The sequence below is a fragment of the Acetobacter sp. UBA5411 genome (assembly GCF_002409645.1).
Classification (GTDB): domain Bacteria; phylum Pseudomonadota; class Alphaproteobacteria; order Acetobacterales; family Acetobacteraceae; genus Acetobacter.
The window spans coordinates 111,603-137,250 of record NZ_DHNR01000005.1 but is presented as its reverse complement, the minus strand read 5'-3'; the positions used below and the strand labels follow the sequence as shown (position 1 = coordinate 137,250).

The window sequence follows — 25,648 nt, the reverse complement described above, 5'->3', positions numbered from 1 at the left end:
TGCAGGCGTTGCAGGCGTTGCAGCAGGCGCTGCGCCCGGTGCCTGCGCATCCGGTGAGGCTGCTTTCTTGCGATAATACGCGATCAGCTTGTCAGCCGTGACAGTGACGTCGCCCCTGACTGCCTGCGCCTGATTATACGCCGTTACCTTCTGTGCGTTCTGATCCCAGTCAAAACCACCCACAGCCGTCACGGTAATCTGTCCGCCATGAGACAGGTCGATGGCCTGAGCAAAGGCTGGAGCTGTTCCTAGAACGGTGAGGCTCGTGCCGGAGACGGCGAGGGCGCCAGTCAGGGCAAGGCTCCGCCACAAGTGCTTGGTGAACAACAGGGAAGAGGTGCGAAGCGATACCATTCAGCTGGCCTTGTCGTGCGGTCCGTTACGATCGTCATTCAGGATGAATCGCCCGGGACCGCGGAACTGGGCAATACCTTCATGTTGCGACAGCCAATACCCTTTAGCGTCAAGGACTCCAAACGGACCCTCTGCATGAACCCAGGAATCAGAGGCGATCACGCCGTCATGCATGGACACATCGGCAACCGGCCCGCGCATCATCAGGCCATCGTCCCTGTAGAGCGTGACTTCGTCCTTCAGGTCGAGCAACTGCTCATGCTGCATGTAAACGCCCTGTTCCGATTGAAGGTACAGCCATTCTCCGCCCTGCGACAGCGTATCGGCAGCCGGATTGATCAGATCGATCCGGTCTTCGTTGATCTGGTGCGCCGTTTTCGCCGTAATCATGTAGGGGCGTCCGTGCGCGTCCACACTGCGATAGACAGCGCCTTCCAGATTGCCGCTTTCGATCTTGAGGCGCGTAACTTCCGTCAGCGCCGCCCGGTTGGCGTTCATCAGGCGGTCGATTTCAGGCCAGATGGCAATGGAGCCCAGCAGGAGCAGCGCCAGTGACGGTAGCAGCCATTTCGCCCATTTGAGCGTGGCCTGACGGCGGGCAAGCTCCTTCTGTCCGGGAGCCTTGCGGGCAGTGACGATCGCAGCTTCGATGACTTCACGCTGACGTTTCACGGACGTCGCCGAGCGTTTGAAATCCTGTCTCTCTACCCGACCACCGGTTCCGGTCTCGTTGTTCTGTGTCGGGTCATGCTGCGTCTGATCGTCTGACATCAGGCGACTCCGGCGCGCAGAAGGTCGTGGATATGCAGCACGCCAGTCGGACGCTGCTCATCATCAAGCACGAAAAGAGACGTGATCGGCTTGGGGCGGTCATTCATGATGCGCAGCGCCTCAACGCCAAGCATGTCGGCCGAGACAGTCAGGGGAGAAGGATTCATCACCGCCGATGCCGGGGTGGTGGCAAGATCACGGTCCAGAGCGCCACGCAGATCACCGTCTGTGATAATGCCGACGAGCTTGTCGTGTGCATCCACAATGCCGACACAGCCCAACGCCTTCCGGGTCATCTCGACAATAACGTCCCGCAGGACCGTATCGGGCGATACAAGCGGCAGTGCCTCGCCCGTCCGCATCAGGTCCTTCACGCTTCGAAGACGCGCGCCGAGACTGCCGCCCGGATGAAAAACGCCGAAGTCACCGGCGGTAAAGCCGCGTCTTTCCATCAGTGCGACGGCCAGAGCGTCGCCAAGGGCGAGCTGAAGCAGGCTGCTCGTCGTCGGGGCCAGACCCATCGGGCAGGCCTCCGGCACGGAAGGAAGCAGCAGAACGAGGTCGGCGGCGCGTGCGAGCGTCGAAGTTGGGCGCGCCGTCATGGCGATCAGCGGCAGGCCGAAGCGACGGCTGTGTTCGACGATATCCGCCAGTTCAGCAGTCTCGCCGGAGTTTGAGAGAGCCAGCACAGCATCGCCACGCGCCACCATGCCGAGATCACCATGTGATGCTTCAACGGGATGCACGAAGATGGCTGGGGTGCCGGTCGAGCTGAGCGTGGCCTGTATCTTGCGTCCGATATGGCCGGACTTGCCGATGCCGGTCACGACCACACGGCCTTCGAGTTCCGCGATCTGATCGACGGCCTGACAAAACGCCGCGCCCAGTCCATCTTCAGCATCCATTGCACGCCCAAGCGCAGACAGACCGTCCGCTTCAGTGGCCAGCGTGCGACGGGCCGCACCCAGAGGGTCACGGTCTGATGGAGGAGCGATCACGCTGTCGAGGACGGCGGATGATCCGGAAGAGACGGTATGGCTCATGCCGTTTCTATCGTCCGTGAAGGCGCGACGGTCAATCATAACCACCTGATCCACACCTAAAATTCGGGCAATAAAGTCAGGCGCGATGGGAGAAAATGTCTGGCTCGTCATACCCGAGCAGATCAAGACGGGCGCGGGCAGGCAGAAAGTCGAAGCAGGCCTGAGCGAGATCACGGCGATTTTCCCTGACCAGCAGGGCTTCCAGCTTTTCCCAGAGAGCATGAAGATGCAGCACGTCGGACGCGGCGTATGCCAGTTGCTCCGGTGTCAGATGCGGCGCACCCCAGTCCGAACTCTGCTGATGCTTGCTCATCTCGACGCCAAGCATTTCCCGACAAAGCGCGGCCAGTCCATGCCGATCCGTGAAGGTACGGACGAGGCGGGCGGCGATCTTGGTGCAGATGACCGGTGCGACGGTGATTCCGAGCGTATGCTGGAGGATCGCCACGTCAAATCGTGCGAAATGCATCAGCTTGGTGACGGCAGGGTCGGAGAGAAGGCGCTTCAGATTGGGGCAATCTGCTGGTGGGCCACCGGGTTCGGTCGGCACGATCTGCACCAGATGGGCAGAGCCATCGCCAGCGGAAAGCTGCACCAGACACAGACGGTCACGATAGGGGCGCAGACCCATGGTCTCCGTATCGATGGCGACGCAATTCCCAAGATCGAGATCATCGGGAAGGTCGTCCCGATGCAGCGTTATTGGGCCATCGTTACTGATCCTGTCGCGCATGGGGTGCCTTATCCTTCAGGGGTAATGATTGCCAGTCGTGAGCAATAGTAATCCGAAGCCGCCTTCGCAAGCAGGGCGGCGCGATGCGCGACATGAAAATATGGCGGAATATTGCACATGGATTCTGACCGAATCGACGCGGGAAAGTCGCATTGCCCAGACCGGAATCTATGCGCCATGTCGGATATGTTTCGCTAATTCGCCTGATCGGCCTAGACTCAGGATATGAACGCAAAATCCGACATGTCTCTTTTTGACCAGCGCCGGTCAGTGCTCCTGTCCAGATTGCCGGATCGTCTGGAAAAGGGCGCTCACTGGCTGCTCGAGCCTTCACGGTGGTGGATCAGGGTGCCTTCAGGTCTCCTGTTCTGCGCCGGAGGCGTCCTGTCATTTCTTCCTGTGCTGGGACTGTGGATGTTGCCGCTCGGGTTGCTGTTGCTCGCCGAGGATGTCTCATTCTGCCGGACTCTCTCGGCAAAAATGATGGGTTGGTTTGCGAGAAAGAAACCTGAACTGTTCGGGGAACAGGGGAACTGATCAGCCTTCGTGTAGACAGGCACGTTTTGCCGATAACATCCGGCCTGAGCGTATGGCTCAATTTGGCGTTGTATGTATTTTAGGGGGTATTTTATAAGCTGAAGTAAGGTGATCACGCTTTGCGTGATTATTACTCGCTGCTTAACTGCAAATTATTGGGAAACAATAATTTGTGGTGCCCAGAAGAAGACTCGAACTTCCACGACCTTGCGGCCACAGGTACCTGAAACCTGCGCGTCTACCAATTCCGCCATCTGGGCTGAGATGACAACCCGGTGCAACCGGGTGGTGGAGCTGGCGTTTAAAGGCCTCTCGCCAAAGGGTCAAGGGGCATTGTGAAGATTTTTGTGCGGAATATGAAATCGTGGAGATCGGGCGTTATCGTCACTCCCGTTTTGCTGCGTTTTTTCTGGGTTTTCAGCTCTATCTTTTGCCGCTTTGTGGAACCGGTGATGTGGCGCAAGGTGTGCCGGAAGGAACTTGTAGTATTTTCCTCGCAGAAACTGGACATGAAGGAATGACGCCATGATCGGTCGCAAGACGGCAACTGTGTTCGGAGGAGCGGGTTTTCTTGGAAAATATCTGGTTCGGAAGCTGGCAGCTGACGGGTATGCAATCCGCGTTGCGTGCCGTCGCACGGATCTGGCGAACGATCTGAGGCAGTTGGGCGATGTGGGGCAGGTTGTTCCGTTTTATGCGCCTGTCCAGAATGAAGATGCTGTGGCGGAGGTCGTGTCTGAGGCCTCGGTCGTGGTGAATCTTGCGGCCATCCTCGGCGCGCCTTCTAGTGCAGCCCTGAATGCCGTGAATGTGGAAGGAGCTGCCCGTGTGGCGCGACTGGCCGCTGCCGCCGGGGTGCAGACGTTTGTGCATATGTCGGCTATCGGCGCATCATCCACTTCACCCTCAGCCTACGGACGTAGCCGGGCGGCAGGTGAGGAAGAGGTCACGCGGCATTTTCCTCCAGCCACTATTGTAAGAGCGTCCGTGCTGTTTGGGCCGGAAGATCACTTTCTCAACATGCTTGGGGGCGTGGCGCGCTACACGCCCTTTGTCATGCCCGTGTATGGCGCTTCCACGAAACTGCAGCCGGTTTACGTGGCGGATGTCGCTGAAGCGATCAGGGTCATTATCAGCGCCTTCGACGAGAATCCGTCTACCCGTTCGCATCTTTGCGAGTTGGGTGGTCCGGAAATCCTGACCATGCGCGCCATCGCCGAGCGTGTGCTGGCAATGACGGGGCGGAACAAGCCGATTTTTGAGGTGCCTTCCGGTCTGGCCTCCTTGCAGGCGGCGGTGTTGGAGCATCTGCCGGGGCGTATGCTGACCCGTGATCAGTTGAAGATGCTGACGGTCGATAATGTGGTGGATGAGAATCTGCCGGGGTTCCGCGATCTGGGAATAGCTCCCGTCGCTATGGACATGATCGTGCCCGCCTATATGAAACGCTACGCTCCCGGTGGTGACAAAGTTAACGTTTGAAATCAGCTTTCTGGGTATTTTTAGATCAGCATTACTGTCACATTTTTTGGTTGTGTTGAGTGTGGCGGGCTGAGGAAGAGAAATCGTTTCGCTTAATAGGACAGCTTTGCTGTCTTTTGTCGCGTGCGCGCCTGCGCTATCGCAATTCAGGACCTGCCGGAAATGCCGGATGACCAGTCGTGTCTCGACGGAAAAGGTTCCCAGTTAGCCAGTATGCCCCGCCCAGAGTGACCGGCCGGGTTAAGGAAGCCAGCGCATGACCGCAAAGATGCTCTCGTTCGTCTCTGTCCCGCAGGCCCAGCCGCCCAAACGTCTCGCGGACGAGAGGCGTAAGGATTTCGACGAGATCTATAAGGAATTCTCGCCGGAACAGGCTGCCACGCAGTCCAGTCGATGCTCCCAGTGCGGTGTGCCGTTCTGCTCCATTCATTGTCCGCTGGGAAACAACATTCCTGACTGGTTGATGCTGGCGGCGGACGGGCGTCTGGAAGAGGCATACAGCGTCTCTCAGGCGACCAACAGCTTTCCCGAGATTTGCGGACGTATCTGCCCGCAGGACCGGCTCTGTGAAGGCAACTGCGTTATCGAGAAGGATTTCGACAGCGTCACCATCGGTGCCGTCGAGCGCTACATCACCGATACAGCGTTCGAGAACGGCTGGGTGAAGCCTGTCATGCCGGTCGTTGAGCTGGAAAGCTCCGTCGGCATTATCGGCGCTGGCCCTGCGGGACTGGCCGCAGCGGAACGTCTGCGGGCGAGCGGTCATCAGGTGCATGTGTATGATCGCCACGACCGTGTTGGTGGCCTGCTGATCTACGGCATCCCCGGCTTCAAGCTGGAAAAGGACATTGTGCTGCGTCGCCAGAAGGTTCTGGAGGAGCAGGGCGTCATCTTCCATCTCGGTCAGGGTATTGGCGCGGGCGAAGGTGAGATCGCGTTCGAGGAACTGCGCAAAAAGCACAATGCCGTGCTGGTTGCGACCGGCGTCTACAAATCGCGTGAGATTGGCGGACCGGGTTCAGGGCTTGGCGGAATTGTGCGGGCGCTGGACTATCTGACAGCCTCCAACCGTCGCTCGTTGGGTGATGCGCTGCCGGAAGGCGAACTGGATGCCGCAGGCAAGGATGTCGTGGTCATCGGTGGTGGCGACACGGCCATGGACTGCGTGCGCACGGCCATTCGTCAGGGCGCGAAGTCCGTGAAGTGTCTCTACCGCCGTGACAAGGCGAACATGCCGGGCTCCGTGCGCGAAGTGAAGAACGCCGAGGAAGAGGGCGTCGAATTTGTCTGGCTGGCGGCTCCCGAAAGCTTTCTTGGCGACACGACCGTCACCGGTGTGCGGGCGCAGAAGATGCGCCTCGGTTTGCCGGACGGTTCCGGGCGTCAGTCGATTGAGGCGGAGCCCGACGGCCTGTTTACGGTCCACGCCGACATGGTCATCAAGGCGCTTGGCTTCGACCCCGAGCCACTTCCTGAACTGTGGAAGGCGGATGATCTCAAGACCTCACGCTGGGGTACATTGCAGGTTGATCGTGTCAGCTTCGAAACTTCGGTGCCGGGCGTATTCGCCGCTGGCGACATCGTGCGCGGCGCGAGCCTCGTCGTGTGGGCCATCCGTGATGGGCGTGATGCGGCGGCGCAGATCGATCAGTGGATTGCCGCCCGTTCTTCTTCTCTGGCTGCGGAGTAATGACAATGGACTCATTTGAAGGTTTCTCCTCCGCCAGCGAAAGCGGCGAGGCTTTTGTCGCCAACTGGGAGCGCAACAGCGAGGCGCTACAGAACGGCCTGTATGACCCGGCGGACGAGCGCGATTCCTGCGGTGTGGGCCTTGTCGCCGCACTGGATGGCCGCAAGCGTCGTGACGTTGTCGAGGCTGGCATCGAGGCGCTGAAGGCGATCTGGCATCGCGGCGCTGTCGATGCTGATGGCAAGACGGGCGATGGTGCGGGTATCCATGTCGAGATCCCGCAGGACTTCTTCGCCGACGCCATCGGTGTGCCGCAGGCAGAGCGCGATGCTGGCGTGCCTCTGGCCGTGGGGCAGGTGTTTCTTCCTAAGACCGACCTCGCCGCGCAGGAACGCTGCCGTCAGATCATCGAGACGGAAATCCTTAAATTTGGCTACAGCATCTATGGCTGGCGTCAGGTGCCGATCGATACCTCGTGCATTGGTGAAAAAGCCAATGCGACACGGCCTGAAATCGAACAGATCATCATCCGAGGCAAAACGGACCGCTCTGAAGCGGATTTCGAGCGTGACCTGTATGTAATCCGTCGTCGGATCGAAAAGTCCGCCATTGCAGATCAGGTTGATCTTTATATCTGCTCGCTGTCCTGCCGCTCACTGATCTACAAGGGCATGTTCCTTGCTGAAAACCTGACGGATTTTTACCCAGATCTGCTGGACGAGCGTTTTGTCAGCCGGTTCGCGATCTATCATCAGCGTTATTCGACCAATACGTTCCCGACATGGAAGCTGGCGCAGCCTTTCCGTCGCGTCGCCCATAACGGCGAGATCAACACAATCTCCGGCAACGCGAACTGGATGCGCAGCCACGAAACACGACTGGCCGATCCCGAGCTTGATCCGTTCATGAACGACATCAAGCCGGTGGTGCAGGTCGGTGGTTCCGATACGGCGACACTCGACAACGTCTTTGAACTGCTAACCCACGCTGGACGTGATGCGCCTGCGGTCAAGGCGCTGATGATCCCGGCCAGTGTTGGCGCGCATTCCCGCATGAAGGCGTCGCATCGCGACATGTTTGCCTACTGCAATGCCGTCATGGAGCCGTGGGACGGACCTGCCGCCCTGTGCGCGACAGACGGGCGCTGGATCATCGCCGGTCTGGACCGCTCCGGCCTGCGTCCGCTGCGTTACACCCAGACAAAAAGTGATCTTCTGATCATCGGTTCCGAAGCCGGTATGGTGAAGGTGCCGGAAGCGGCCGTCGTCAGCCGTGGCCGCCTTGGTCCGGGCGAGATGCTCGGCGTCGATCTCGACAATGCCAAACTCTATGGCAATGACGAACTGCTCGACCTTCTGGCGGGCCGTCAGGACTTCGGTCAGTGGGTCAAGAAGATCCAGAAGATCGGTTCGCTGGTGCGCGACGATGTCGTCGAGCCCGTTATGTATCAGCCGGAAGAGCTGCGCCGCCGTCAGCTGTCTGTCGGCAACACGCTTGAAGAACTCGAGCACATTCTCCAGCCGATGGTCGAGACGGCGAGCGAGGCTGTCGGCTCCATGGGCGATGACACGCCGCTGGCGGTTCTCTCCGAGCGGTATCGCGGGCTGGCGCATTATTTCCGTCAGGGATTCAGTCAGGTTACGAACCCTCCGATCGACTCACTGCGTGAAACACGGGTGATGAGCCTGCTCACGCGACTGGGCAATCTCGGTAATATTCTGGAGGAGACGGAAGATCAGTGCGATCTGCTCCAGCTTCCCAGTCCGATCCTGACCAGCGGTGAGTTCGAGGCGCTTCGCAAGTTCTGTGGCGACCGCGGCGGAAGCATTGATACAACCTTCATAGCAGCGGAAGGCGAGACCGGTCTCCGTGAGGCCATTGCCCGTATCCGTCGGGAGGCTGAAGAGCGTGTCCGGGAAGGCTGCTCGCATGTATTCCTGACTGACGAGAACCAGTCCGCCGAGCGCGCCGGTATTCCGACCATCCTCGCCGTTGCCGCCGTGCATACGCATCTGGTGCGCAACTCGCTGCGGACATTCACCTCGCTGAACGTCCGGACCTCGGACGTGCTGGACGTGCATGCCGTGGCCGTGACGCTCGGTGTCGGCGCGACAACGGTGAACCCGTATCTCGCACAGGAAAGCATCGCGGATCGTATCCGTCGTGGCCTCTGTGGCGATATGTCTCTGCGCACCGCGGTCGAGCGCTATCGCAAGGCCATCGACAAGGGCCTGCTCAAGATCATGTCCAAGATGGGCATCTCGATCATGGCGTCCTATCGTGGTGGCTGCAATTTCGAGGCCGTCGGCCTGTCCCGCGCGCTGGTCGCCGAGTTCTTCCCTGGTATGGCCTCGCGCATCTCGGGCATCGGGCTTGGCGGCATCGCCAAGAACATCCTGAGCTTCCACGAGCAGGCCTGGGACACTTCGGCTGCTGTCCTGCCGGTTGGTGGTCTCTACAAGCTGCGCCGGAGTGGTGAGACGCATGCCTTCGACGGCACGCTGATCCACATGCTCCAGACAGCTGTCGGAACAGACAGCTTCTCGATCTATCAGCGTTATGCCGATGCCGTGCGTCGTCAGCCGCCGGTGGCGCTGCGTGATCTGCTCGACTTCAAGAGCGACCGTGAAGCCATTCCGGTGGAATCGGTCGAAAGCATCACGCAGTTGCGCAAGCGCCTGATCGCGCCGGCCATCTCGCTCGGTGCGCTCAGCCCGGAAGCGCATGAGACGCTTTCCATCGCCATGAACCGTATCGGCGCGAAGTCCGATTCCGGCGAGGGTGGTGAGGATCCGGCTCGCGCCAAGCCGCGCCCGAATGGTGACAATGCGTCCTCAGCCATCAAGCAGGTCGCGTCCGGTCGCTTCGGCGTCACGGCGCAGTATCTGAACGATTGCCGCGAGCTTGAGATCAAGGTTGCGCAGGGTGCGAAACCGGGTGAGGGCGGACAGCTTCCGGGCTTCAAGGTCACGGAACTGATCGCCAAGCTGCGTCATGCAACGCCGGGTGTGACGCTGATCTCCCCGCCACCGCATCACGACATTTACTCGATCGAGGATCTTGCGCAGCTCATCTATGACCTGAAGCAGATCAACCCGGATGCGCGTGTTACCGTGAAGCTGGTAGCCCGTTCGGGTATCGGCACCATCGCGGCAGGTGTGGCGAAGGCGAAAGCCGATGCGATCCTGATTTCCGGTCATTCCGGCGGCACGGGCGCCAGCCCGCTGTCTTCCGTAAAATATGCCGGTCTGCCGTGGGAGCTTGGTCTGGCGGAGGCGCATCAGGTGCTGATGCTCAACCGTCTGCGTCATCGCGTCACGCTGCGCACCGATGGTGGCATCAAGACGGGTAGGGACGTGGTGATTGCCGCCATGCTCGGTGCGGAAGAGTTCGGCATCGGCACGGCGAGCCTCGTGGCGATGGGCTGCATCATGGTGCGTCAGTGCCACTCGAACACCTGCCCGGTGGGTGTCTGTTCGCAGGACCCGGCCATGCGCGCCAAGTTCGAAGGCACGCCAGAGAAGGTCATCAGCCTGTTCTCGTTCATTGCTGAAGATGTCAGGAATATCCTCGCATCACTCGGTTTCAAGACGCTGAACGAGGTGATCGGCCGCACGGATCTACTGCATCAGGTTTCGCGTGGTTCCGAGTATCTCGATGATCTTGATCTGAACCCGCTTCTGGTTCAGGCCGACCCCGGCCCACATGCGCGCTACTGCACGCTTGAGGGCCGGAACGAGGTGCCCGACACGCTCGACGCACAGATGATCGCGGATGCCCGTCCGCTATTCGATCACGGCGAGAAGATGCAGCTTCAGTACAACGTGCAGAACACCATGCGCGCCATCGGCACACGCATCTCCTCCATGATCGTGCGGCAGTATGGCATGGCCACGCTGGCGCCGGGTCACCTGACGGTGCGTCTGCGTGGTTCTGCCGGTCAGTCGCTCGGCGCGTTCGCCGTGCAGGGTTTGAAGCTGGAAGTACATGGCGACGCCAACGACTATGTCGGCAAGGGTCTGTCCGGTGCGACCATCGTCGTGCGTCCTTCGGCATCCAGCGTGCTGGCATCGAATGAAAACGCGATTGTCGGCAACACGGTCCTGTATGGCGCAACGGCGGGCACGCTGTATGCCGCAGGTCTCGCCGGTGAGCGTTTCGCCGTGCGTAACTCCGGTGCGACCGCTGTGGTTGAAGGCTGTGGTTCCAACGCCTGTGAATACATGACGGGTGGAACGGTTGTGATCCTTGGTGACTCTGGCGACAACTTTGGCGCTGGCTTCACGGGCGGCATGGCCTTCGTCTACGACGAGGACGGATCGTTCGAACAGAAGGTCAACCCGGACAACGTGTTCTGGGTGCGTGTCGATCAGAAGAAGTGGGAAGAAAAACTTCGCGCTCTTGTCGAGGCGCATGCGACCGAAACCCAGTCTTCGTATGCTGCGATGCTGCTGCATAAATGGGAGGAAGTCCTGCCGCGCTTCTGGCAGGTGGTTCCGAAAGATTATGCAAAGATCATCGGGTTTGCGGCACCGGAACAGGTGGCGATTTCCGCCTGATCTTACGTACAGGATTGTTTCCAGCGGGCAGTCTCAGGACTGCCCGTTTTTATTTGCAGCCTGAAAAGACCTTCGTTCAGACAAGAGAAAGATCGCCCGCTATGAAATTACGACGACTTGGCAAGAACGGTCCTGAAGTTTCCGAGATCGGGCTTGGCTGCATGAGCATGTCCGGCATGTATGGTCCTGCCGATCGGACTGAGAGTATCGCCACCATTCATGCCGCACTAGACGCGGGCGTTACGCTGCTCGATACCGGTGACTTCTATGGCATGGGCCATAACGAGATGCTGATCGGAGAGGCGCTCAAAGGCGTCGCGCGCGACAGATTCCTCGTCAGCGTCAAGTTTGGCGCTATGCGTGATCCGGCCGGAAACTGGGGCGCTTACGATGCCCGGCCTGCCGCCATGAAGAATTTTCTGGCCTATACGCTGCAACGGCTCGGTCTTGATCATATCGATATTTACCGACCCGCCCGGCTTGATCCCGCAGTTCCTGTTGAAGAGACAATCGGCGCTATCGCGGACATGGTGCAGGCTGGTTATGTGCGGCACATCGGGCTTTCGGAAGTCGGACCGGAAACCATCCGGCGTGCGGCATCGGTCCATCCGATCTGTGATCTTCAGATAGAATATTCCCTGATTTCGCGCGGCATCGAAGACAGCATCCTTCCGACCTGTCGTGAACTCGGGATCGGCATTACTGCGTATGGCGTGCTTGCGCGTGGCCTGATCAGTGGACACTGGCAGACGGCCAGAACGCCCGGTGATTTTCGCGTGCATAGTCCACGCTTTCAGGAAGGCAACGTCGAGCAGAATCTGGCTCTCGTTGAAACGTTGCGCGAAATTGCAAAAGCCAGAAACACCACCGTCGCTCAGTTGGCCATCGCATGGGTCGCGGCACAGGGTGATGACATTGTGCCATTAATCGGCGCGCGCAGGCGTGACCGGCTTTCAGAAGCTCTTGGCGCCCTTGATCTCACACTGACATCAGCCGACCTTGCGGCCATTGAACAGGCAGTTCCCAAGGGAGCTGCAGCGGGAGAGCGGTATGACCCAAAGCAGATGGCAGTGCTGGACAGCGAAAAGACGGTGTCAGGAAAAACCTCCTGAGATAACTTCATCAAACTTGAAGAGAGCTGTTTCGTAGGACAAGCCGACAGAAGGGTAGAAGAGCACGTTATGACAAAAAGAAACCGCCTACGCGCAATCCTCTTTTTGGCTTGTGCCTCTTCCCTCTGCATGCTGCCACGCTCTTACGCGCAGGCAGCCAGTTCTCCTGACTTGATGCCGATCCCGTCCACTATTTCGTGGCAAGGTAACGAAGAGACAACCTGTGACCAGATAAAGATCAACTGGCACGGCGCACATAGTCCCATGCTGGAGCGGGCCAGCGAACGCCTGTTGCATTCCCTGCACTTGGCCTCGCGCTCTGATAAAAAACAGACGACCTGTTCTCTGGAAATCCGCAGCAAGGATGATCCCGCTTACCTGGCAATCGGTGAGCGGGAAAATTATCAACTCACAATCCATCAGGGAAAAATCGCACTGAGTGCGGAAGGTCCTGCGGGGGTGCTGCATGGTTTTGCAACGCTGGTGCAATTGGCGGGATCAACGCCAGATAGCGTGTCATTCCGTGATGTGACGATCAGCGATGCTCCGCGCTTCCGTTGGCGAGGACTGATGATCGATGTGGCGCGGCATTTTATGTCCGTGCCTACGCTCAAGCGTCAGATCGATGCAATGGAGCTGACAAAACTGAATGTGCTCCATCTTCATTTGAGTGATGGATCTGCTTTCCGTGTGGAAAGCCAGCTTTTCCCCCGGCTACAGACTGTCTCTTCACATGGGCAGTATTATACGCAGGACGAGATTCGCGATCTTGTCGCGTATGCCGCTGAACGGGGTATTCGCGTTGTGCCGGAGTTTGATGTGCCGGGTCACGCGCTAGCTGTGCTGGAAGCGTATCCGCAACTCGAAGCGCAACCGCTGCCTGCTGCCAATGCCGCTTGCACAGGTGGTTCGGCCTGCATCGCGGGTAGTAACGCCAACAATCCGGCTCTTGATCCCACCAAATCGGAAACGATCGATTTTGTAGAAAAGCTTTTTGTAGAAATGATATATCTCTTTCCGGATGCCTATTTCCATGCGGGTGGCGATGAGGTGGTCGCCTCTCAGTGGACAGGCAATCCACAGATCGCCAGCTACATGAAAGCCCACAACTATCCTGACGCCTCAGCGCTTCAGGGAGAATTTACAGCGAAAATACAGGCTTTTCTGGCTGGGCAGGGAAAGACAATGATCGGATGGGATGAGGTGCTGTCCGCACCTGTTCCACAATCCGTTGTTGCCGATGTCTGGCGCTCTTCGAAATGGATCAGTGCAGCAACAGCCAAGCTGCATCCGACTCTTGTCTCCTCAGGATATTATCTCGATCTTCTGAGACCTGCGCGTGAGTATTATCGGGTTGATCCCTATGATCTGATGGCGAGTGGTCTGGCGGGGGCAGAACTGGAACACGCTCGGCAGATTCATTTCAGACTGGCGGATGCGTTCGCGCTTGATCCCAGCCTTCCGCCTCTGAGCGCCCGGCAAAAGCAGTATATTCTGGGTGGTGAGGCAGTTCTGTGGACGGAAGCGGTTTCAGAACAGATGCTGAATCAGAGAGTCTGGCCCCGTGCCGCCGTGATTGCAGAACGTCTGTGGTCGCCTGAAACTGTGACGGATGTCGCGGATATGGAGCGCCGTTTGCCGCATGTCGCCGCACAGTTGAACAGGCTGGCTCTGACCACGACACAGCAGGATCACGAACAGATGCTGTCACGGTATCCGGCTGCCAGCATGCACACGCTTGATACGGTGTTGCAGGTGACCAGTCCGGTCAGGAATTACACAATCAACAGAATGATCAAGAAGGCGGGAGAAGGGCTTCTCACATGGCCGGTCGCCATGGCGGAGCCAGATTCTTTTTCGGCAATGCAGTTTAATCAACTCGCGGAAGCCTATGCGCACGGTGATCATGCGGTCGCGCTGGAACTGCGCCGCGATCTTGAAAAATGGGCCGCCAATGATGGTCAGTTTGAAAAGACGATCGGAGACGTTGCCGCGCTGGAAATGATACGTTCTGTCTCGCAACAACTGTCCGCATTGGCGGAGGCGGGCATCGAAGCGCTTGATGGAACGATTGATACAGCCAGAAGAAAGCAGATTGAAAAACTTCTGGACCAGCAGCAGGAGACATTCGCAGCTTCATCGTGGCAATTGCTGTCTCCGCCTCTGCCTCAACCAGCGGGCGGTCTGCTGATTGATATCGTGCCGGGAATAAGGGCGCTGGTCGACAGTGTATCGACTGTCCACTGACCCTGTTGTTGGATGCGTCTGAACACACTGTGTTGGGCCATGTGCAAAAGGATCAGGACCGCCGCGACCGGGCGGTCCTGTAGTGACTTCAGTGGTGATTTCTTGCGGAATACTCTGTGTTCATACGTATAAATGTCAACGCCATGACCAGTGCTGCAATCCATCCCAGACCAGTCCAGCCGAAGAATAGATTAACGACAAAGACCGCAGGTTTCCGCACTGTGTCACGAACACAGGCAATCACGAACGGCACGAAATACAGTGCAATCCCGGCCGCTATAGCTAGCAGGGCTGTGATGCCTGACAGTCCAAACAGTTGGAACGTGCCTTTTGCAGACTGAACAGGCGCGGACGGAGCGACTTCCGGAGGAGGAGGCGCAGTCTTTTCCGATACTGCTTCAGTAGGTCTGGTGGTTTCCGCGACAGGAGCCGGTGCGCCCAGAATTACGGCTGCGTCGGCGTCAGACAGGAAAGACGAAACGTCCGGACGACCGGTGTCACGCTGCCACGCTGCAATGGCAGTGCGTGTGGATTCACCATACACACCGTCAGCCGTTGAGCCTGCCGGCAAGTATCCAAGCTTTATCAGGCGTCTTTGTAGGGCGATATGCTGGTCGATCGGTCGTTTTGACTCTTCCAGAGCAGGGCCGGACAGTTTTTTGCGATATTGCTCCGACAGGGCGTCCATGCCTGTTGCGTAACAGCTGATGGCGTTTGACGGCAGTGTCTGGTCTGCTTCGCCCGGAACCGGAAGACCGCATTGCTGGTCAACAGTATTTTCAGCCAGAATGATTTCCTGCTTGAGCGCACGCCAGCCAGCAGGACCGACGAGTTGCCGCAGGGCGTAATAGACCTGATCGAACTGAAGTTCGTGTTCAGCAGCCTGACTGTTTTCGCACAGCATGATGGCTACGCCGTTTTTCTGGGGCGGAGTGCGACAGGAGAAGTCAGGACTGTAATGGTCTGCTGCCCTGATCGCGGCTTCCGCTTCCGGTGCGGTAGCCAGAGCCTGTTCGGATGTGACGTAATTGCCGGCGACCAGAAAACCGGCCAGTGCCTGCGGGAAAGGAAGGGGAGCCTGCTCATCGGCGGTGCATTCTGCTTCCAGCCGTCCTCCGAGAGCGCAGCGGGAAAGAGAAAATGCCGCGTCAATTTCATGGTCATAGCGCGGCAGCATGTAGGACCATCCCGCCTGGAACTGGCCCATATTGGCTTTGGTAGCGACGTAATAGGCAAGAAAACCGTTGGGTTCACTGCGATTTTGCTGAACCCAGAAGCCTTCGTTTTCTTTGAGACTCTGTTCCAGATAGGGTCGGGACACGCTGTCCGTCGTGATGTCCACAAGACGCCCGTCGGTGTAGCGATAAACGATCGCCGGTGTGTAAGACCCTGCGTGGGACGCAAAAGTATAGAGAAAACTGCTATCGCCGATGACGATTTCCTGAGCGCCATCCTTGTCAATATCGGCAAAAAACGGCCGATCTTCTCCGGAGAGTTCAGAGGTCCGTGTCGCACTCCACGTACCGTTTTTCGTCATCCCGACAACGGATGTCAGGGCGCAGCAGTGAGCGCCTCCAGTGTAGACCGAAACAACGGCCTGAGGGAGCGGGGAGGCGGCATCCAGATGGCGCAGATCAAGCTGAAGGTCACGGACATCACTGCCGTCCCGACTGTAGGGAGTCAGCAGCGTGGTGAAGGCCGGTCGATCTGGATGGGTGCTGTCTTTCAGGGTGAGCACAGCCATGCGACAGGCTCCTGAAACCAGCGCATCATTGCCACTCAGAAGGGTGGGGACGCTGCAATCAGGTTTCTCCACCAGATCGACGGAGGCATCCAGTCCGCCGTTAGACAGAGCGATATGTTCGTGCTCATCAATCGCCGCGTGAGCAAGCGGAGATCCGCTTTCCCGAGCCTGCGCGGTAACGGCTCCCGCCGACAGACCGCACATCATAGCCAAAAGACTTTTTGTGATCAGGGTCTTCATTGAAGCCTGTTCCCTTCAGTTTGCAGAGAGATTAGGCGCAGACTTCAGTGATTTGAAGCCATCAATCCACTGATCTGGAGGAAGAGCGACGGCGTGACGAATACTGTCGGGAAATACGAGGAGGAGCGTTCACCTATTGATCTGACAGGTAACACATCACTGTTTGAACGCTGACGGGTGCGATGAGGCGTGCTCAAGAAAGTGCTGTTTTTCGGACAGGCGCTGTGCACTTTCCGGCTTGGTTTCTGTCATTGCAGTAGTGGGACATGGTAACGGCCTCTTCACCAAAATGACATACCAAGCAGGATTGTCTCTTTCGTAAGGCACATGCCATGCTTCGTTTTGCACAATTGTAGTTCCACACATCATGAAAAACATCCTGTTTTATGTGGAGCCAGCGTGCTTCAGAAATGACCCGCAGATGCTCAGCGTGTGGGTCAGCTGGGTCGCGCAATTTGTCAGAATGGAAAATGCTGCGGGTGGTGGCCGGTTTAACTTCGCCATAGCGACCAGCCCGTGGCTCTGTGATTTCTTTCGCGGAACCGGACCCGAAACAGCAACGCTGCAGATCGAAGTCAGTCCCCGGCGTGTGCTTGAGGCGTTCGGAGGTGACCGATACCGCTATGTAAGAGATCTGTATGCTCCGGCATCCATTCCGCCTTTTAATCAGGCCCTTGTGGATGTTTTTGAAGAAATTCGTGAGAGCTTCAATCCGGATCTGATCCTGAGCTATGCGCAGAACCGCTATATCGAGGCTGTATTTCACGACAAACGTCATGTGTTCAGTGAAATGGCTCCTTTGCCGCGCATAACTGGTCAATCAGCCTTTTTCTTTGATCCGAGCGGTCATCAGACCGCCAATCTCCTGCGTAAAGACGCTTCACGTCTGCGAAACACCATTCTGCCGAAAGCAGACGCTGATGAGGTTCTCGCACTCTGGCAGCATAATGTTCGTGATCAATGCATTGAGGCTGCCAAAACGCGCGGGCTGGATCGGTGGTTAGCCGGTATCAGGGAAGAGGGACGTCCTGTCGCACTTCTGGCCTTCCAGCCTCCCGACTGGCTGACTTATGAAGGCGCCTATGAAACCATTCCGCTTGATGCGCTTCTCATGCGGTGGCTCTCCGATCTTCCCTCTGAGTGGCTGGCAGTAGCAACCTATCATCCGCTTTGGCGTCTGCCTCCGGAAATGGAAGCCGCGATTGCCCGTGAATTTCCGAATTTTCGACCTATCCCGGAAGAGTTGAGTGTGGGCGCATCAGAACCTCTTCTGCCTTTTGTGGAAGCGGTTCTCACAATTTCATCCTCTGTCGGGATGATGGGCCTGCTTGATGGCAAGTGCGTCCTTACTTATGGGCGCTCGATGCTGGATGGTTTGTCGGCCGGCTCTCCGGACGAACTCTCCACCGCTCCGTCCTTGACGCCCATGCAGAGGGCCGCAGTGATGGCCTTTCTTTCCAATGGATACTGTCACGACGTCCACGACTGTCTCGACCGTCATGGTTACATGGGAGATTTGTGGAGCCGGATCATAAACAGCAAAGATCCTGACAGAGATTGTTTCGATTTCAGTCGATGGTCTCCAGTGATGTTTGGAAAACTACTTGGTGCTGTCGCTACTTAGTGTCCGGTTCTAAGGGCTTTTAACTGCCTTCCGCTTGTGATGCTTTTTCCTTTGTCATTCAGGATGGCGGATAAGCACTTTTTTCGAGCCATTTTTTCAGGTGATTGATAGTCGAAACTTTCGATTGCAAAGGTAGGAGCACGCTCATGATGGATTGGCCTGATTGCATCCTGCCTATTTCTGGTGGGAATAGACCGTCCCTGGTTATCTGGTAACATCAGCGAGCAATGTGAAACTTTTCCTGAAAGCTGCAATGCAAAGACTCAGGGTATTCGTTCTCGTGACGACAGTTTGAAATCGGTAAAATGACGTCAGGAGAAGAGGAATAATCCGAGCGTCTATTCGTCCATGCAGGAGAAGCCCGTGAAACGGCATAAAGTGATGATTGGAGAGACCATTCTCTATCAGGCTGCCCAATTATCCCATGCGGAGAGTTTTGCCGCTGCAAGACGGGCTGAGGGTATCGACTGCCATGTCGTGCCGGATACGACAAAGAAGGTAAGAGAGGTCAGGATCAATCCGCTTACAGGCAAGCCCCGGCGGAGAAAGGGCCAGGATCGGGAGATGTCTGCCAGCCGCTGAATATCGGTTTATCCTGCGGAGTTTCCAATCTGTTTGCACGGTCTGCGGGAAGTCCTCCCTTTATGTGATGAGCGGGCTGGCGATCTGGTGTTTCTCGGCCAGAAATGGGGCAAACTATTGTTGGACGTGGCTCTATCCAAGGCGCTTCATATTGCAGCAAGTACGAAGGACGTCACCGTGCATGGCCTGTGATCCACTTTCCGCGATTGGGCAGCCGAAGAAACGGGTTATCCCAGCGAAGTGGCTGAGATGGCGCTGACGCAAGCCATCAGCAACAAGGTGGAAGCCGCTTATCGATGAGGAGATCTGTTCGAGAAGTGGTTGGTGATGATGGAGACATGGCATATCTGTGGTTGCATAGCGCTTACTAAAATTTAAATAAATTGAACGAAATCGGTAAATAAACATTATTGCAAGGCATATCTCGTGCTTCCAGATTCACTGAATTGCTATTTTGTAGGCTGCGGATATTATGATAGAAGAAAAAATTCGCTTAATGCGAATTGTACGTGTGGAGGATATTATAATGGGATCGATCAATAAAATCGATCTGGTTTGTGATTATATAATCACAAAATTAGACGAGGCAAGTGATCGCCCCAGCCTGCTCAAAATACAAAAATTGTTGTATTATGTGCAGGCTTGGCATTTGGCATTGCATGACAAGCCAATGTTTAACGGCAAGTTCCAAGCTTGGGTTCATGGTCCCGTAAATCGACATATTTATGATCGTTTTAAGGGAACTAAGTTATTATATTCTCATATTTCTGTTAAGGACGTGCTCTACCCGGATTGTAACGATCAATTAACAGATGTCGAGCGCGAGCATATTGACGAGGTTCTTGAGAATTACGGTGAGTTCTCAGGTGCGCAGTTGGAACGTTTAACTCATACAGAAGCGCCATGGCTTTCAGCTCGAGGACGTCTCCCTTCTTCAGCTCGGTGTGAAGTAGAGTTGGATGAAAAGTGCATGAAAGAGACATATCGGAGTATGTTGAAGTAGAATGCTTCGATGTCGCGTAGAAAGAAAATCCCTAAACCATTAATTGACTCCAAAACCAAGCCTCTTCCCCCAGTTAAAGTGGCCTTAGAGGAACGGTTTTGGGCGTTTTCCTTGAGATATTTCAAGCAAATAAAACATTTTGGTATATCTCAAGAGGAGAAGTCATGGTTTGCTTCTCTCTTGACATGTCTGTCTAAGCTCTCTTCAGAAAAGGTTGAAGACCTTATTAATGAAAGAGAGAAAAAAGATGCTTGGCGGTTTCATCCTATAAATTGGGGCGCTAAAAATATTCCAATTTCGCTCCAAAAATTGGATTGGGTGCCACCAGAATATATCAACAACCAAGATGAATATAAGATTTTTCAGTTTCAAATATCAACAGGAAAAGGACGGGTTGTAGGATTTTTTGACGAGAATTGGATTTTTAATATTATATTGCTTGATCCTAAACATAATATACAACCTAGTGGTAGATTTGGATATGCAATAAATAAGACGCACATATTAGAGGATAATTACTCTATGCTTTTATCTCGAATAAATTATGCAATGAGTACGTCGACATGTACTTCCTCTTGCACATTCAAAAGTACAATATCTGAAATATATAATTCCGATAAGCATATGATATATATTAATATTGATTCTGATGAATTGGCTAAATCAGAAAAATTAATTAAAGATGGACACGCTTCCTGCCATTTAGACATCTATCAATATGGAGTTTTATATCTATCATCACAAAAAGAAGAACAAAAATTTTCAAACGACAATTCGAATGCCGATTAATATTTATCAATTTTTCCGGGCGGTCCGGCATGCTGATGAGTGATGCTTTTTGAGTATTATGCCCTGCAGGTGATGGGTAGCATCACCTGTCCAAAGAGATCTTGACCCTACCTTGGATTGGTATGCACCTCAGCTCAGTCCTATCTCGTCCCACCGGTCCTGAAAGCGCGACAGCTTGTACCGAAGTGGATCGATCCAGAAGAGCGGTCCATTTGGGTCGCGTTTCATAGTCTCAAGCACGTCCTGCCGGTTAAGAAGAAAACAAGTAGGAGTGTCGGAACGAATATTGGTGGAGATGATCAGCCAGTCGAAGGGAAGCGAATTTGGATCCACGATTCCTTCTCCGAGACTTACGGCATTCAGGCCGCTGAATGCGCGGGACTGAATGAGCAATTCCCCGGCAAAGCTTTCCTTCTTGATCTGAAGTAACGTGGATCGTTTCGGAGCATCTGGCACCGGCAGCACTTCCCAATCTCGTCGCGTAAGCTGCCACGTAGCAAAGGCGACACCTGCCTGAGCGGTCCTCATCTTGCTGGTCATACTGTCATGTCTTTCATCAACGCTCCCGTTTTTGTTCCCACAAAGAGGCCCACCAGCACAAACGGTGCAATGGTGTATAAAAGAGCTGCCTTCGTAACAGTGGCGGTGTCAGTGAGTGACTGGTCGATGCCGAGTAGCTGAATGGTAATTCTATAGACCATTGCATTGTTGGTGTTGGGGGAATGAAAAAGGCCCGCACGGTAACGAGACGATGGAAGCGTGGCGTGGAGATATTCACGATGAGTTGGTGCTGGCCCACGGCGCTGGCTGTCTAGAGTGGCCAGCAGTGTCTGCTTCGCTACTGGCGACAATGCTGAGGGCGCACGATCCGGCGGAGATATGGCTGGCGAAAGTATCGACCCGACCGGATGAGGATGCCGTCGGAGCAGGCTAAAAACGTCTCTCCAGACCTCAGAACGGCGCTCTGAATGTCTGTCCGCAAGAGGGCAACATACAGGGCGAACATTCGCTAGGACGCTGTAATTATTTTTTTATAAGGAGAAATAATAACAAGTGGTTCCCGAAGTAGGACTCGAACCTACGACCCAGCGATTAACAGTCGCTTGCTCTACCAACTGAGCTATTCGGGACCAGTTGTTGGCGATCGTATAGCCAACCCTGAAACCGTCGTAAACCCCTCTTGTGAGGATTTTTTTCATGCGGCTTTGACATTGTCACAGCCTCTGGGCAGCTAGGTTCCGGCAGTGAACGAGCCGCAGGGAAGAAGGCCTGGTAGATGGATAGAAAACCCGGGAACAAAAGCAGTATGAGCAGCCGGCGGAATATGCTGGCGGCGGCTGGTGCGGTGGCCGGAACCTGTGTGCTGGGTGGACTGGGATGGCGCTTTACTCATCCCAGGAAGGCTCTTCAGGAACCTGACGGACAGTCCAGAAGCCTCGTTCTTGCATGGCCATCGCCGGAAGATGATCCCGTGTTTATTGTGGCGCAGGAACGTGGCTTTTTCAGCCATTACAATCTTGAAATTACAGCGCGCCCCTGCATCACAGGTCATCAGGCGATTGATGCTCTCTCCCGTGGAGAAGTTGTCGGCGCGGCTGCCGCAGCTCTCTCATGGCTTCCCCGGTTGCATGCTGGTGTTCCGGCAAAACTGGTCGCCGGCCTCAGTGCGGGCACGTTCAGACTTCTGGTCCGAAAAAATATTGGGATCACAAAAATCGACAGTGTGGTCGGCAAAAAGATTGCTGTTTTAAACGAGGACGCAGCGGATCAGCGCTTTTTCTCTGTCCTGCTGAGGCGAAAGGGCATCAATCCTTCCGAGGTGCTGTGGCAACCGGTTTCGGAGGACAGAATCGATCAGGCTCTCGATGGTCGGGAAGTAGACGGTGTTGTGCTGCACGATCCTGATGGCTGGCAGCTTTTGTCAGAGAATCAGTCTTTTCTGGCCGAACTCGCCGGATCGACAACAGGGAATTACGCTCAGCGGGTGAACAAGGTTTTTGGACTTTCCAACCATTTCCTTTCGGAAGACCCAAAGGGCGCGCTGGCTGTTGTTCTGGCCTTGCGGGATGCCTGTCGCTGGATCGAAAAGCATCGCGATGAAACGGCCACGCTTCTCTCAGCGCACATGCCTGACATGAACGATGATGACGTCAAACACATGCTGGCACATGAACCCGCTCCGGTTCATTTGCTGGGTCACTGGTTGCGAGACCAGATGGCGCAATATGCCGATGAACTGAAACTGATTGATCTGTTGCCGAATGAACTCGATTCAGGCGCTTTTTCCCGCTCCATTTGTCAGAACGTCCTGCACGTCTGAGAAAGGTAACAGCCGTCAGGTCCGATTGCCCCAGAGAGTATGCAGTCGGGCTCTCAGTGCTTCGTCGTGCGCATAAAGAAACAGGCCTTTACGGGCGCGTGTGAGAATGACGAACAGGACGTTGGCCATGACATGGCGTTTGGCCGTGTCTGTGTCACCAAAACTCCCGCGTCCGATGAAAGCGGCGCTGTCTTCGTAAAACGTGGGATCAAGAATGATTCGATCCGTCGTTTTGTCGTAGGAGACAGACGGACCGAGGATAACGCCCGCATAATTCAGATCGAACCCCTGCACGGTGTAGACTGAGCCAACTTCATCAATCGAGTCAGGCCGCTCCGCCCATGGTAGCGGATGGGATGGCTGATTTCTGTCCCACCGAAGACGGAAAGAGCCTGTCTGCACGAAGTGATCAGTCCCGTTTAGCGTATAGGGAAAGTCATAGGTGGCCAGAATGCGCGACAGGCCACAGCGATGGTCGCATTCGCGGATGTCTTGATACATCGTTTCTGCATCATCGTAGATGCGGAAATCGAAATCCTGCTTTTCAGGTAAGGGTAGTAGTTTTCCATCACAGAAAGCCCTGATCCAACGCATGACATCCGGGTGGGCCTGCACACGGAACTGGTCTGTCAGATGGATCGTCTCGGTGGGGATGCCCTGCAAAAGCGTCCGAAGATGAGCATCATCCCAGTATCCCTTGAATTTCAGGGTCTGACGAGGATCGAACACCATGACAACCACGCGCGCCAGTTTGAGGATTTCTGCAAGTTGGTTCGATTGACGAAAGTGATTGTAGGGATCGCTGCGGGTCAGCAGAAGGTGGGCTTCATCGATGAAAACAATGTCGGCCTGTCCAGCGGTCTTGTGCAGGGTGTTGATGAAACTGGTCGGGCGTTCATAATCCTTCTTGCGAAGTGCAGGGATATCAGCTGCAATATTTCTATACAGCTTGATCATTTCTGGATGATTGACGAGAAGCGTGTTGCTGGTTCCATGCAGCGGAAGTGTGCTGTCACGGCTTTTCGCTTCTTCCTGAATCCGTGAAAAGGCTGTGTTCAGAACAAGACTTTTTCCTGTTCCGGCATCACCTTCCAGAATCAGGACAGCTTGCCTGTCATGAATATGCTTCCGACAGAAGCTGATAATGTCATCGACAAGATGCTTCTGCGTGTCTGTCAGACGGAATGTCGGAGAAAGGCGCGCGATCGACGCCGTGCTGTCATCAGATACGGATGTTTTGGAAGCAGGTGTCATCAGTCCGTCTTTTCAGGCTTTGGGAAAAACGTATCTGTCCAGCCGCGCAGTCGGTAAGCCGCCATGCCGATCCATTCATGTGCAGCCCAGTCCAGTATCGCGAAACGGTTTCCCAATGAGAGGGAGTAATTGTGGATGTGATCGCGGGACACATAACCGACCGGCCAGGGGAGTACCCGCCATCCGGCCTTGCGAAAGACGCCGACGGAGCGGGGCATGTGGCTGGCGGAGGTGACCAGAATCCATGTCTCATCAGGTTTTGGATGCACCAGAGCGAAACTGTCTGTGGCGTTTTCGCGTGTTGTGCGTGAACGATTTTCATAGATCACGCGATCATCAGACAGGCCGAGACTTTCAAAGATGAGACGCACCCATTTTGCTTCGTTGGTGATGCCCTGCTCAATGTCCCCGGAACCACCTGTGAAGACGAGTTTGGCGTCAGGATAACGCCGGGCGAGCGCCACGAACGTGGTCAGGCGGTCACCGGCCGCGCCTGTAACGGGGGTCTGGCGATCCTGACTGGTCAGACAGTCTATCGAGCCACCCAGAACAATGATCCCATCGACATGCTCGGGCGGTGTTCTGACCTGCGGAAAGCGATCTTCAATCGGCCTGATCGCCCACTGATCCACTGGAAAGAACAGGCAGATTGCAAAAGCTGCTGCGGCAAACGTGACCAGAGCGCGACCAAACAGAAAGCGACGAAGGAGAAGCCCGATAAGGAGGATTTCGACAAGCAGAGCTGTCGGCATCATGATCATGGTCAGAATTTTGCCGATGATGAACATCGCGGGCTCCGGATCTGTGCAGACGATCAGTATTCCGTGAAGCCATAGTCCTCAATGTTGAAGCGGGCAACGAACAGTCATTCAACAGAAGAAGAAAGACACGCAGGGCGATGTGCGTTATCATTGCGGAATGATAAAGATTTCTTCCGCCGACGCCCTGCTGGTCGTCGATGTTCAGAATGATTTTCTTCCGGGTGGCGCGCTTGCCGTCGAGAATGGGGACGCCGTGATTCCGGTGATCAATCAGTTGATGACGCTCCCCTTCGGTGCGATCGTCACGACGCAGGACTGGCATCCCTCTGAGCATTGTTCCTTTGAGGAGCAGGGTGGAGAATGGCCCCGACACTGTGTTGCGGATACATCCGGGGCGGATCTGGCGGAGGCGCTTGATCGCAGGGCTGTCAGTCTGGAACTTCGCAAGGGACAGTCGCTGTCTGTGGACAGCTACTCAGCCTTTCTTGAAAACGACGGAGTGACCCGCACGATCCTGCAGGACTGGCTGATGAACCGGAAGATCAGGCGTGTCTTTGTAACGGGTCTGGCGCTGGATTACTGCGTTACATACACAGCCATCGACGCGCAGGCGGCCGGGTTTGAAAGTGTGATAGTTCTTGATGCCTGCCGCAGCATCGCGCTGTTGGACGAGGCTGTAAGCAAAATTGAAAACGCCGGTATTTTATTGACCGAATCATCCGATCTGTCTTGACCGGCGCAACGACCTCAATAAATCTGATAAAACGGTTTCGAAACGAGGTGAGGGGACTTTGTGACGTCAC

General features: G+C 55.6%; 21 protein-coding genes, 2 tRNA genes and 2 pseudogenes. 15 read left to right on the top strand and 10 right to left on the bottom strand.

Features of this window, described 5'->3' with window-relative positions; genetic code table 11:
* The 4 genes and pseudogenes from B3759_RS01465 to B3759_RS01450 all read right to left on the bottom strand — a co-directional run.
* Nucleotides 1–354, bottom strand: a pseudogene (locus B3759_RS01465) (hypothetical protein); the annotation flags it as partial.
* Nucleotides 355–1,125, bottom strand: coding sequence for an LPS export ABC transporter periplasmic protein LptC (gene lptC / locus B3759_RS01460; protein ID WP_291362939.1), 771 nt, complete (start codon nt 1,123–1,125; stop codon nt 355–357).
* Nucleotides 1,125–2,168, bottom strand: a complete 1,044-nt coding sequence (locus B3759_RS01455) for a KpsF/GutQ family sugar-phosphate isomerase (RefSeq protein WP_408736436.1) — start codon at nt 2,166–2,168, stop codon at nt 1,125–1,127. Before B3759_RS01455 ends, lptC begins: the two co-directional genes overlap by 1 nt.
* Nucleotides 2,169–2,244: 76 nt before the next feature.
* Nucleotides 2,245–2,901 (bottom strand): ribonuclease D, encoded by a 657-nt coding sequence (locus B3759_RS01450; protein WP_291362937.1) that lies wholly within the window; start codon nt 2,899–2,901, stop codon nt 2,245–2,247.
* 225 nt (nt 2,902–3,126) lie between these two features.
* Here B3759_RS01450 and B3759_RS01445 point away from each other — a divergent pair, with 225 nt between their 5' ends.
* Complete coding sequence (locus B3759_RS01445) at nt 3,127–3,438, top strand: hypothetical protein (protein ID WP_291362935.1); 312 nt, start codon at nt 3,127–3,129, stop codon at nt 3,436–3,438.
* A gap of 173 nt (nt 3,439–3,611) precedes the next feature.
* Here the strand turns inward: B3759_RS01445 and B3759_RS01440 are convergent.
* Nucleotides 3,612–3,698, bottom strand: a tRNA-Leu gene (locus B3759_RS01440).
* Between the two features lie 104 nt (nt 3,699–3,802).
* Here B3759_RS01440 and B3759_RS01435 point away from each other — a divergent pair.
* The 6 genes from B3759_RS01435 to B3759_RS01410 all read left to right on the top strand — a co-directional run bounded on the left by B3759_RS01435 (nt 3,803) and on the right by B3759_RS01410 (nt 14,528).
* Nucleotides 3,803–3,967 carry a hypothetical protein gene (locus tag B3759_RS01435; RefSeq protein WP_291362933.1) on the top strand — a complete coding sequence of 55 codons (165 nt, stop codon included), beginning with the start codon at nt 3,803–3,805 and terminating at the stop codon, nt 3,965–3,967.
* The gene (locus B3759_RS01430) at nt 3,964–4,920 is read left to right on the top strand and encodes a complex I NDUFA9 subunit family protein (RefSeq protein WP_291362931.1); all 957 of its coding nucleotides are present in this window, start codon (nt 3,964–3,966) and stop codon (nt 4,918–4,920) included. Before B3759_RS01435 ends, B3759_RS01430 begins: the two co-directional genes overlap by 4 nt.
* Before the next feature lie 256 nt (nt 4,921–5,176).
* Nucleotides 5,177–6,610 (top strand): NAD(P)-dependent oxidoreductase, encoded by a 1,434-nt coding sequence (locus B3759_RS01425; protein ID WP_291362929.1) that lies wholly within the window; start codon nt 5,177–5,179, stop codon nt 6,608–6,610.
* Nucleotides 6,611–6,615: 5 nt separating this feature from the next.
* On the top strand, nt 6,616–11,169 hold the full coding sequence (gene gltB / locus B3759_RS01420) for a glutamate synthase large subunit (protein ID WP_291362927.1): 4,554 nt from the start codon (nt 6,616–6,618) through the stop codon (nt 11,167–11,169).
* Between the two features lie 101 nt (nt 11,170–11,270).
* Entirely contained in the window at nt 11,271–12,281 is a 1,011-nt protein-coding gene (locus B3759_RS01415) for an aldo/keto reductase (RefSeq protein WP_291362925.1), read from the top strand.
* Between the two features lie 69 nt (nt 12,282–12,350).
* Nucleotides 12,351–14,528: a beta-N-acetylhexosaminidase gene (locus B3759_RS01410; RefSeq protein ID WP_349679281.1), complete on the top strand. Its 2,178-nt coding sequence runs from the start codon at nt 12,351–12,353 to the stop codon at nt 14,526–14,528.
* Between the two features lie 88 nt (nt 14,529–14,616).
* On the opposite strand, the gene B3759_RS01405 is transcribed toward B3759_RS01410, so the two are convergent.
* Nucleotides 14,617–16,512: a superinfection immunity protein gene (locus tag B3759_RS01405; protein ID WP_291362922.1), complete on the bottom strand. Its 1,896-nt coding sequence runs from the start codon at nt 16,510–16,512 to the stop codon at nt 14,617–14,619.
* A 421-nt stretch (nt 16,513–16,933) separates the two neighbouring features.
* On the opposite strand from B3759_RS01405, the gene B3759_RS01400 reads away from it, so the two are divergent.
* From B3759_RS01400 to B3759_RS01380, 5 genes and pseudogenes are all read left to right on the top strand, one after another.
* Entirely contained in the window at nt 16,934–18,136 is a 1,203-nt protein-coding gene (locus B3759_RS01400) for a glycosyl transferase family 2 (protein WP_291362921.1), read from the top strand.
* Between the two features lie 363 nt (nt 18,137–18,499).
* Nucleotides 18,500–18,718 (top strand): hypothetical protein, encoded by a 219-nt coding sequence (locus B3759_RS01395; RefSeq protein ID WP_291362919.1) that lies wholly within the window; start codon nt 18,500–18,502, stop codon nt 18,716–18,718.
* A 42-nt stretch (nt 18,719–18,760) separates the two neighbouring features.
* Nucleotides 18,761–19,018, top strand: a pseudogene (locus tag B3759_RS01390) (integrase); the annotation flags it as partial.
* Nucleotides 19,019–19,190: 172 nt separating this feature from the next.
* Nucleotides 19,191–19,721, top strand: coding sequence for a Panacea domain-containing protein (locus B3759_RS01385; protein WP_291362917.1), 531 nt, complete (start codon nt 19,191–19,193; stop codon nt 19,719–19,721).
* 9 nt (nt 19,722–19,730) lie between these two features.
* The gene (locus B3759_RS01380; RefSeq protein ID WP_291362915.1) at nt 19,731–20,510 is read left to right on the top strand and encodes a hypothetical protein; all 780 of its coding nucleotides are present in this window, start codon (nt 19,731–19,733) and stop codon (nt 20,508–20,510) included.
* A gap of 129 nt (nt 20,511–20,639) precedes the next feature.
* Here the strand turns inward: B3759_RS01380 and B3759_RS01375 are convergent, their stop codons facing one another.
* Nucleotides 20,640–21,050, bottom strand: a complete 411-nt coding sequence (locus B3759_RS01375; RefSeq protein ID WP_291362913.1) for a hypothetical protein — start codon at nt 21,048–21,050, stop codon at nt 20,640–20,642.
* Nucleotides 21,051–21,261: 211 nt separating this feature from the next.
* Here B3759_RS01375 and B3759_RS01370 point away from each other — a divergent pair, with 211 nt between their 5' ends.
* The gene (locus B3759_RS01370; protein WP_291362911.1) at nt 21,262–21,444 is read left to right on the top strand and encodes a hypothetical protein; all 183 of its coding nucleotides are present in this window, start codon (nt 21,262–21,264) and stop codon (nt 21,442–21,444) included.
* 120 nt (nt 21,445–21,564) lie between these two features.
* Here the strand turns inward: B3759_RS01370 and B3759_RS01365 are convergent.
* Nucleotides 21,565–21,640 (bottom strand) — tRNA-Asn (locus B3759_RS01365).
* A gap of 176 nt (nt 21,641–21,816) precedes the next feature.
* Here B3759_RS01365 and B3759_RS01360 point away from each other — a divergent pair.
* A complete protein-coding gene (locus tag B3759_RS01360) occupies nt 21,817–22,830 on the top strand; it encodes an ABC transporter substrate-binding protein (RefSeq protein WP_291362909.1) in 1,014 nt (337 codons plus the stop codon).
* A gap of 15 nt (nt 22,831–22,845) precedes the next feature.
* Here B3759_RS01360 and B3759_RS01355 read toward each other — a convergent pair whose 3' ends face one another.
* Both B3759_RS01355 and B3759_RS01350 read right to left on the bottom strand, forming a co-directional pair.
* A complete protein-coding gene (locus B3759_RS01355) occupies nt 22,846–24,084 on the bottom strand; it encodes a DUF2075 domain-containing protein (protein ID WP_291362907.1) in 1,239 nt (412 codons plus the stop codon).
* On the bottom strand, nt 24,084–24,872 hold the full coding sequence (locus B3759_RS01350; RefSeq protein ID WP_291362905.1) for a YdcF family protein: 789 nt from the start codon (nt 24,870–24,872) through the stop codon (nt 24,084–24,086). The genes B3759_RS01355 and B3759_RS01350 overlap by 1 nt, the downstream gene beginning before the upstream one ends.
* Before the next feature lie 130 nt (nt 24,873–25,002).
* Here B3759_RS01350 and B3759_RS01345 point away from each other — a divergent pair, with 130 nt between their 5' ends.
* Nucleotides 25,003–25,578, top strand: a complete 576-nt coding sequence (locus B3759_RS01345) for a nicotinamidase (protein ID WP_291362903.1) — start codon at nt 25,003–25,005, stop codon at nt 25,576–25,578.
* The last annotated feature ends 70 nt before the right edge of the window (nt 25,579–25,648 follow it).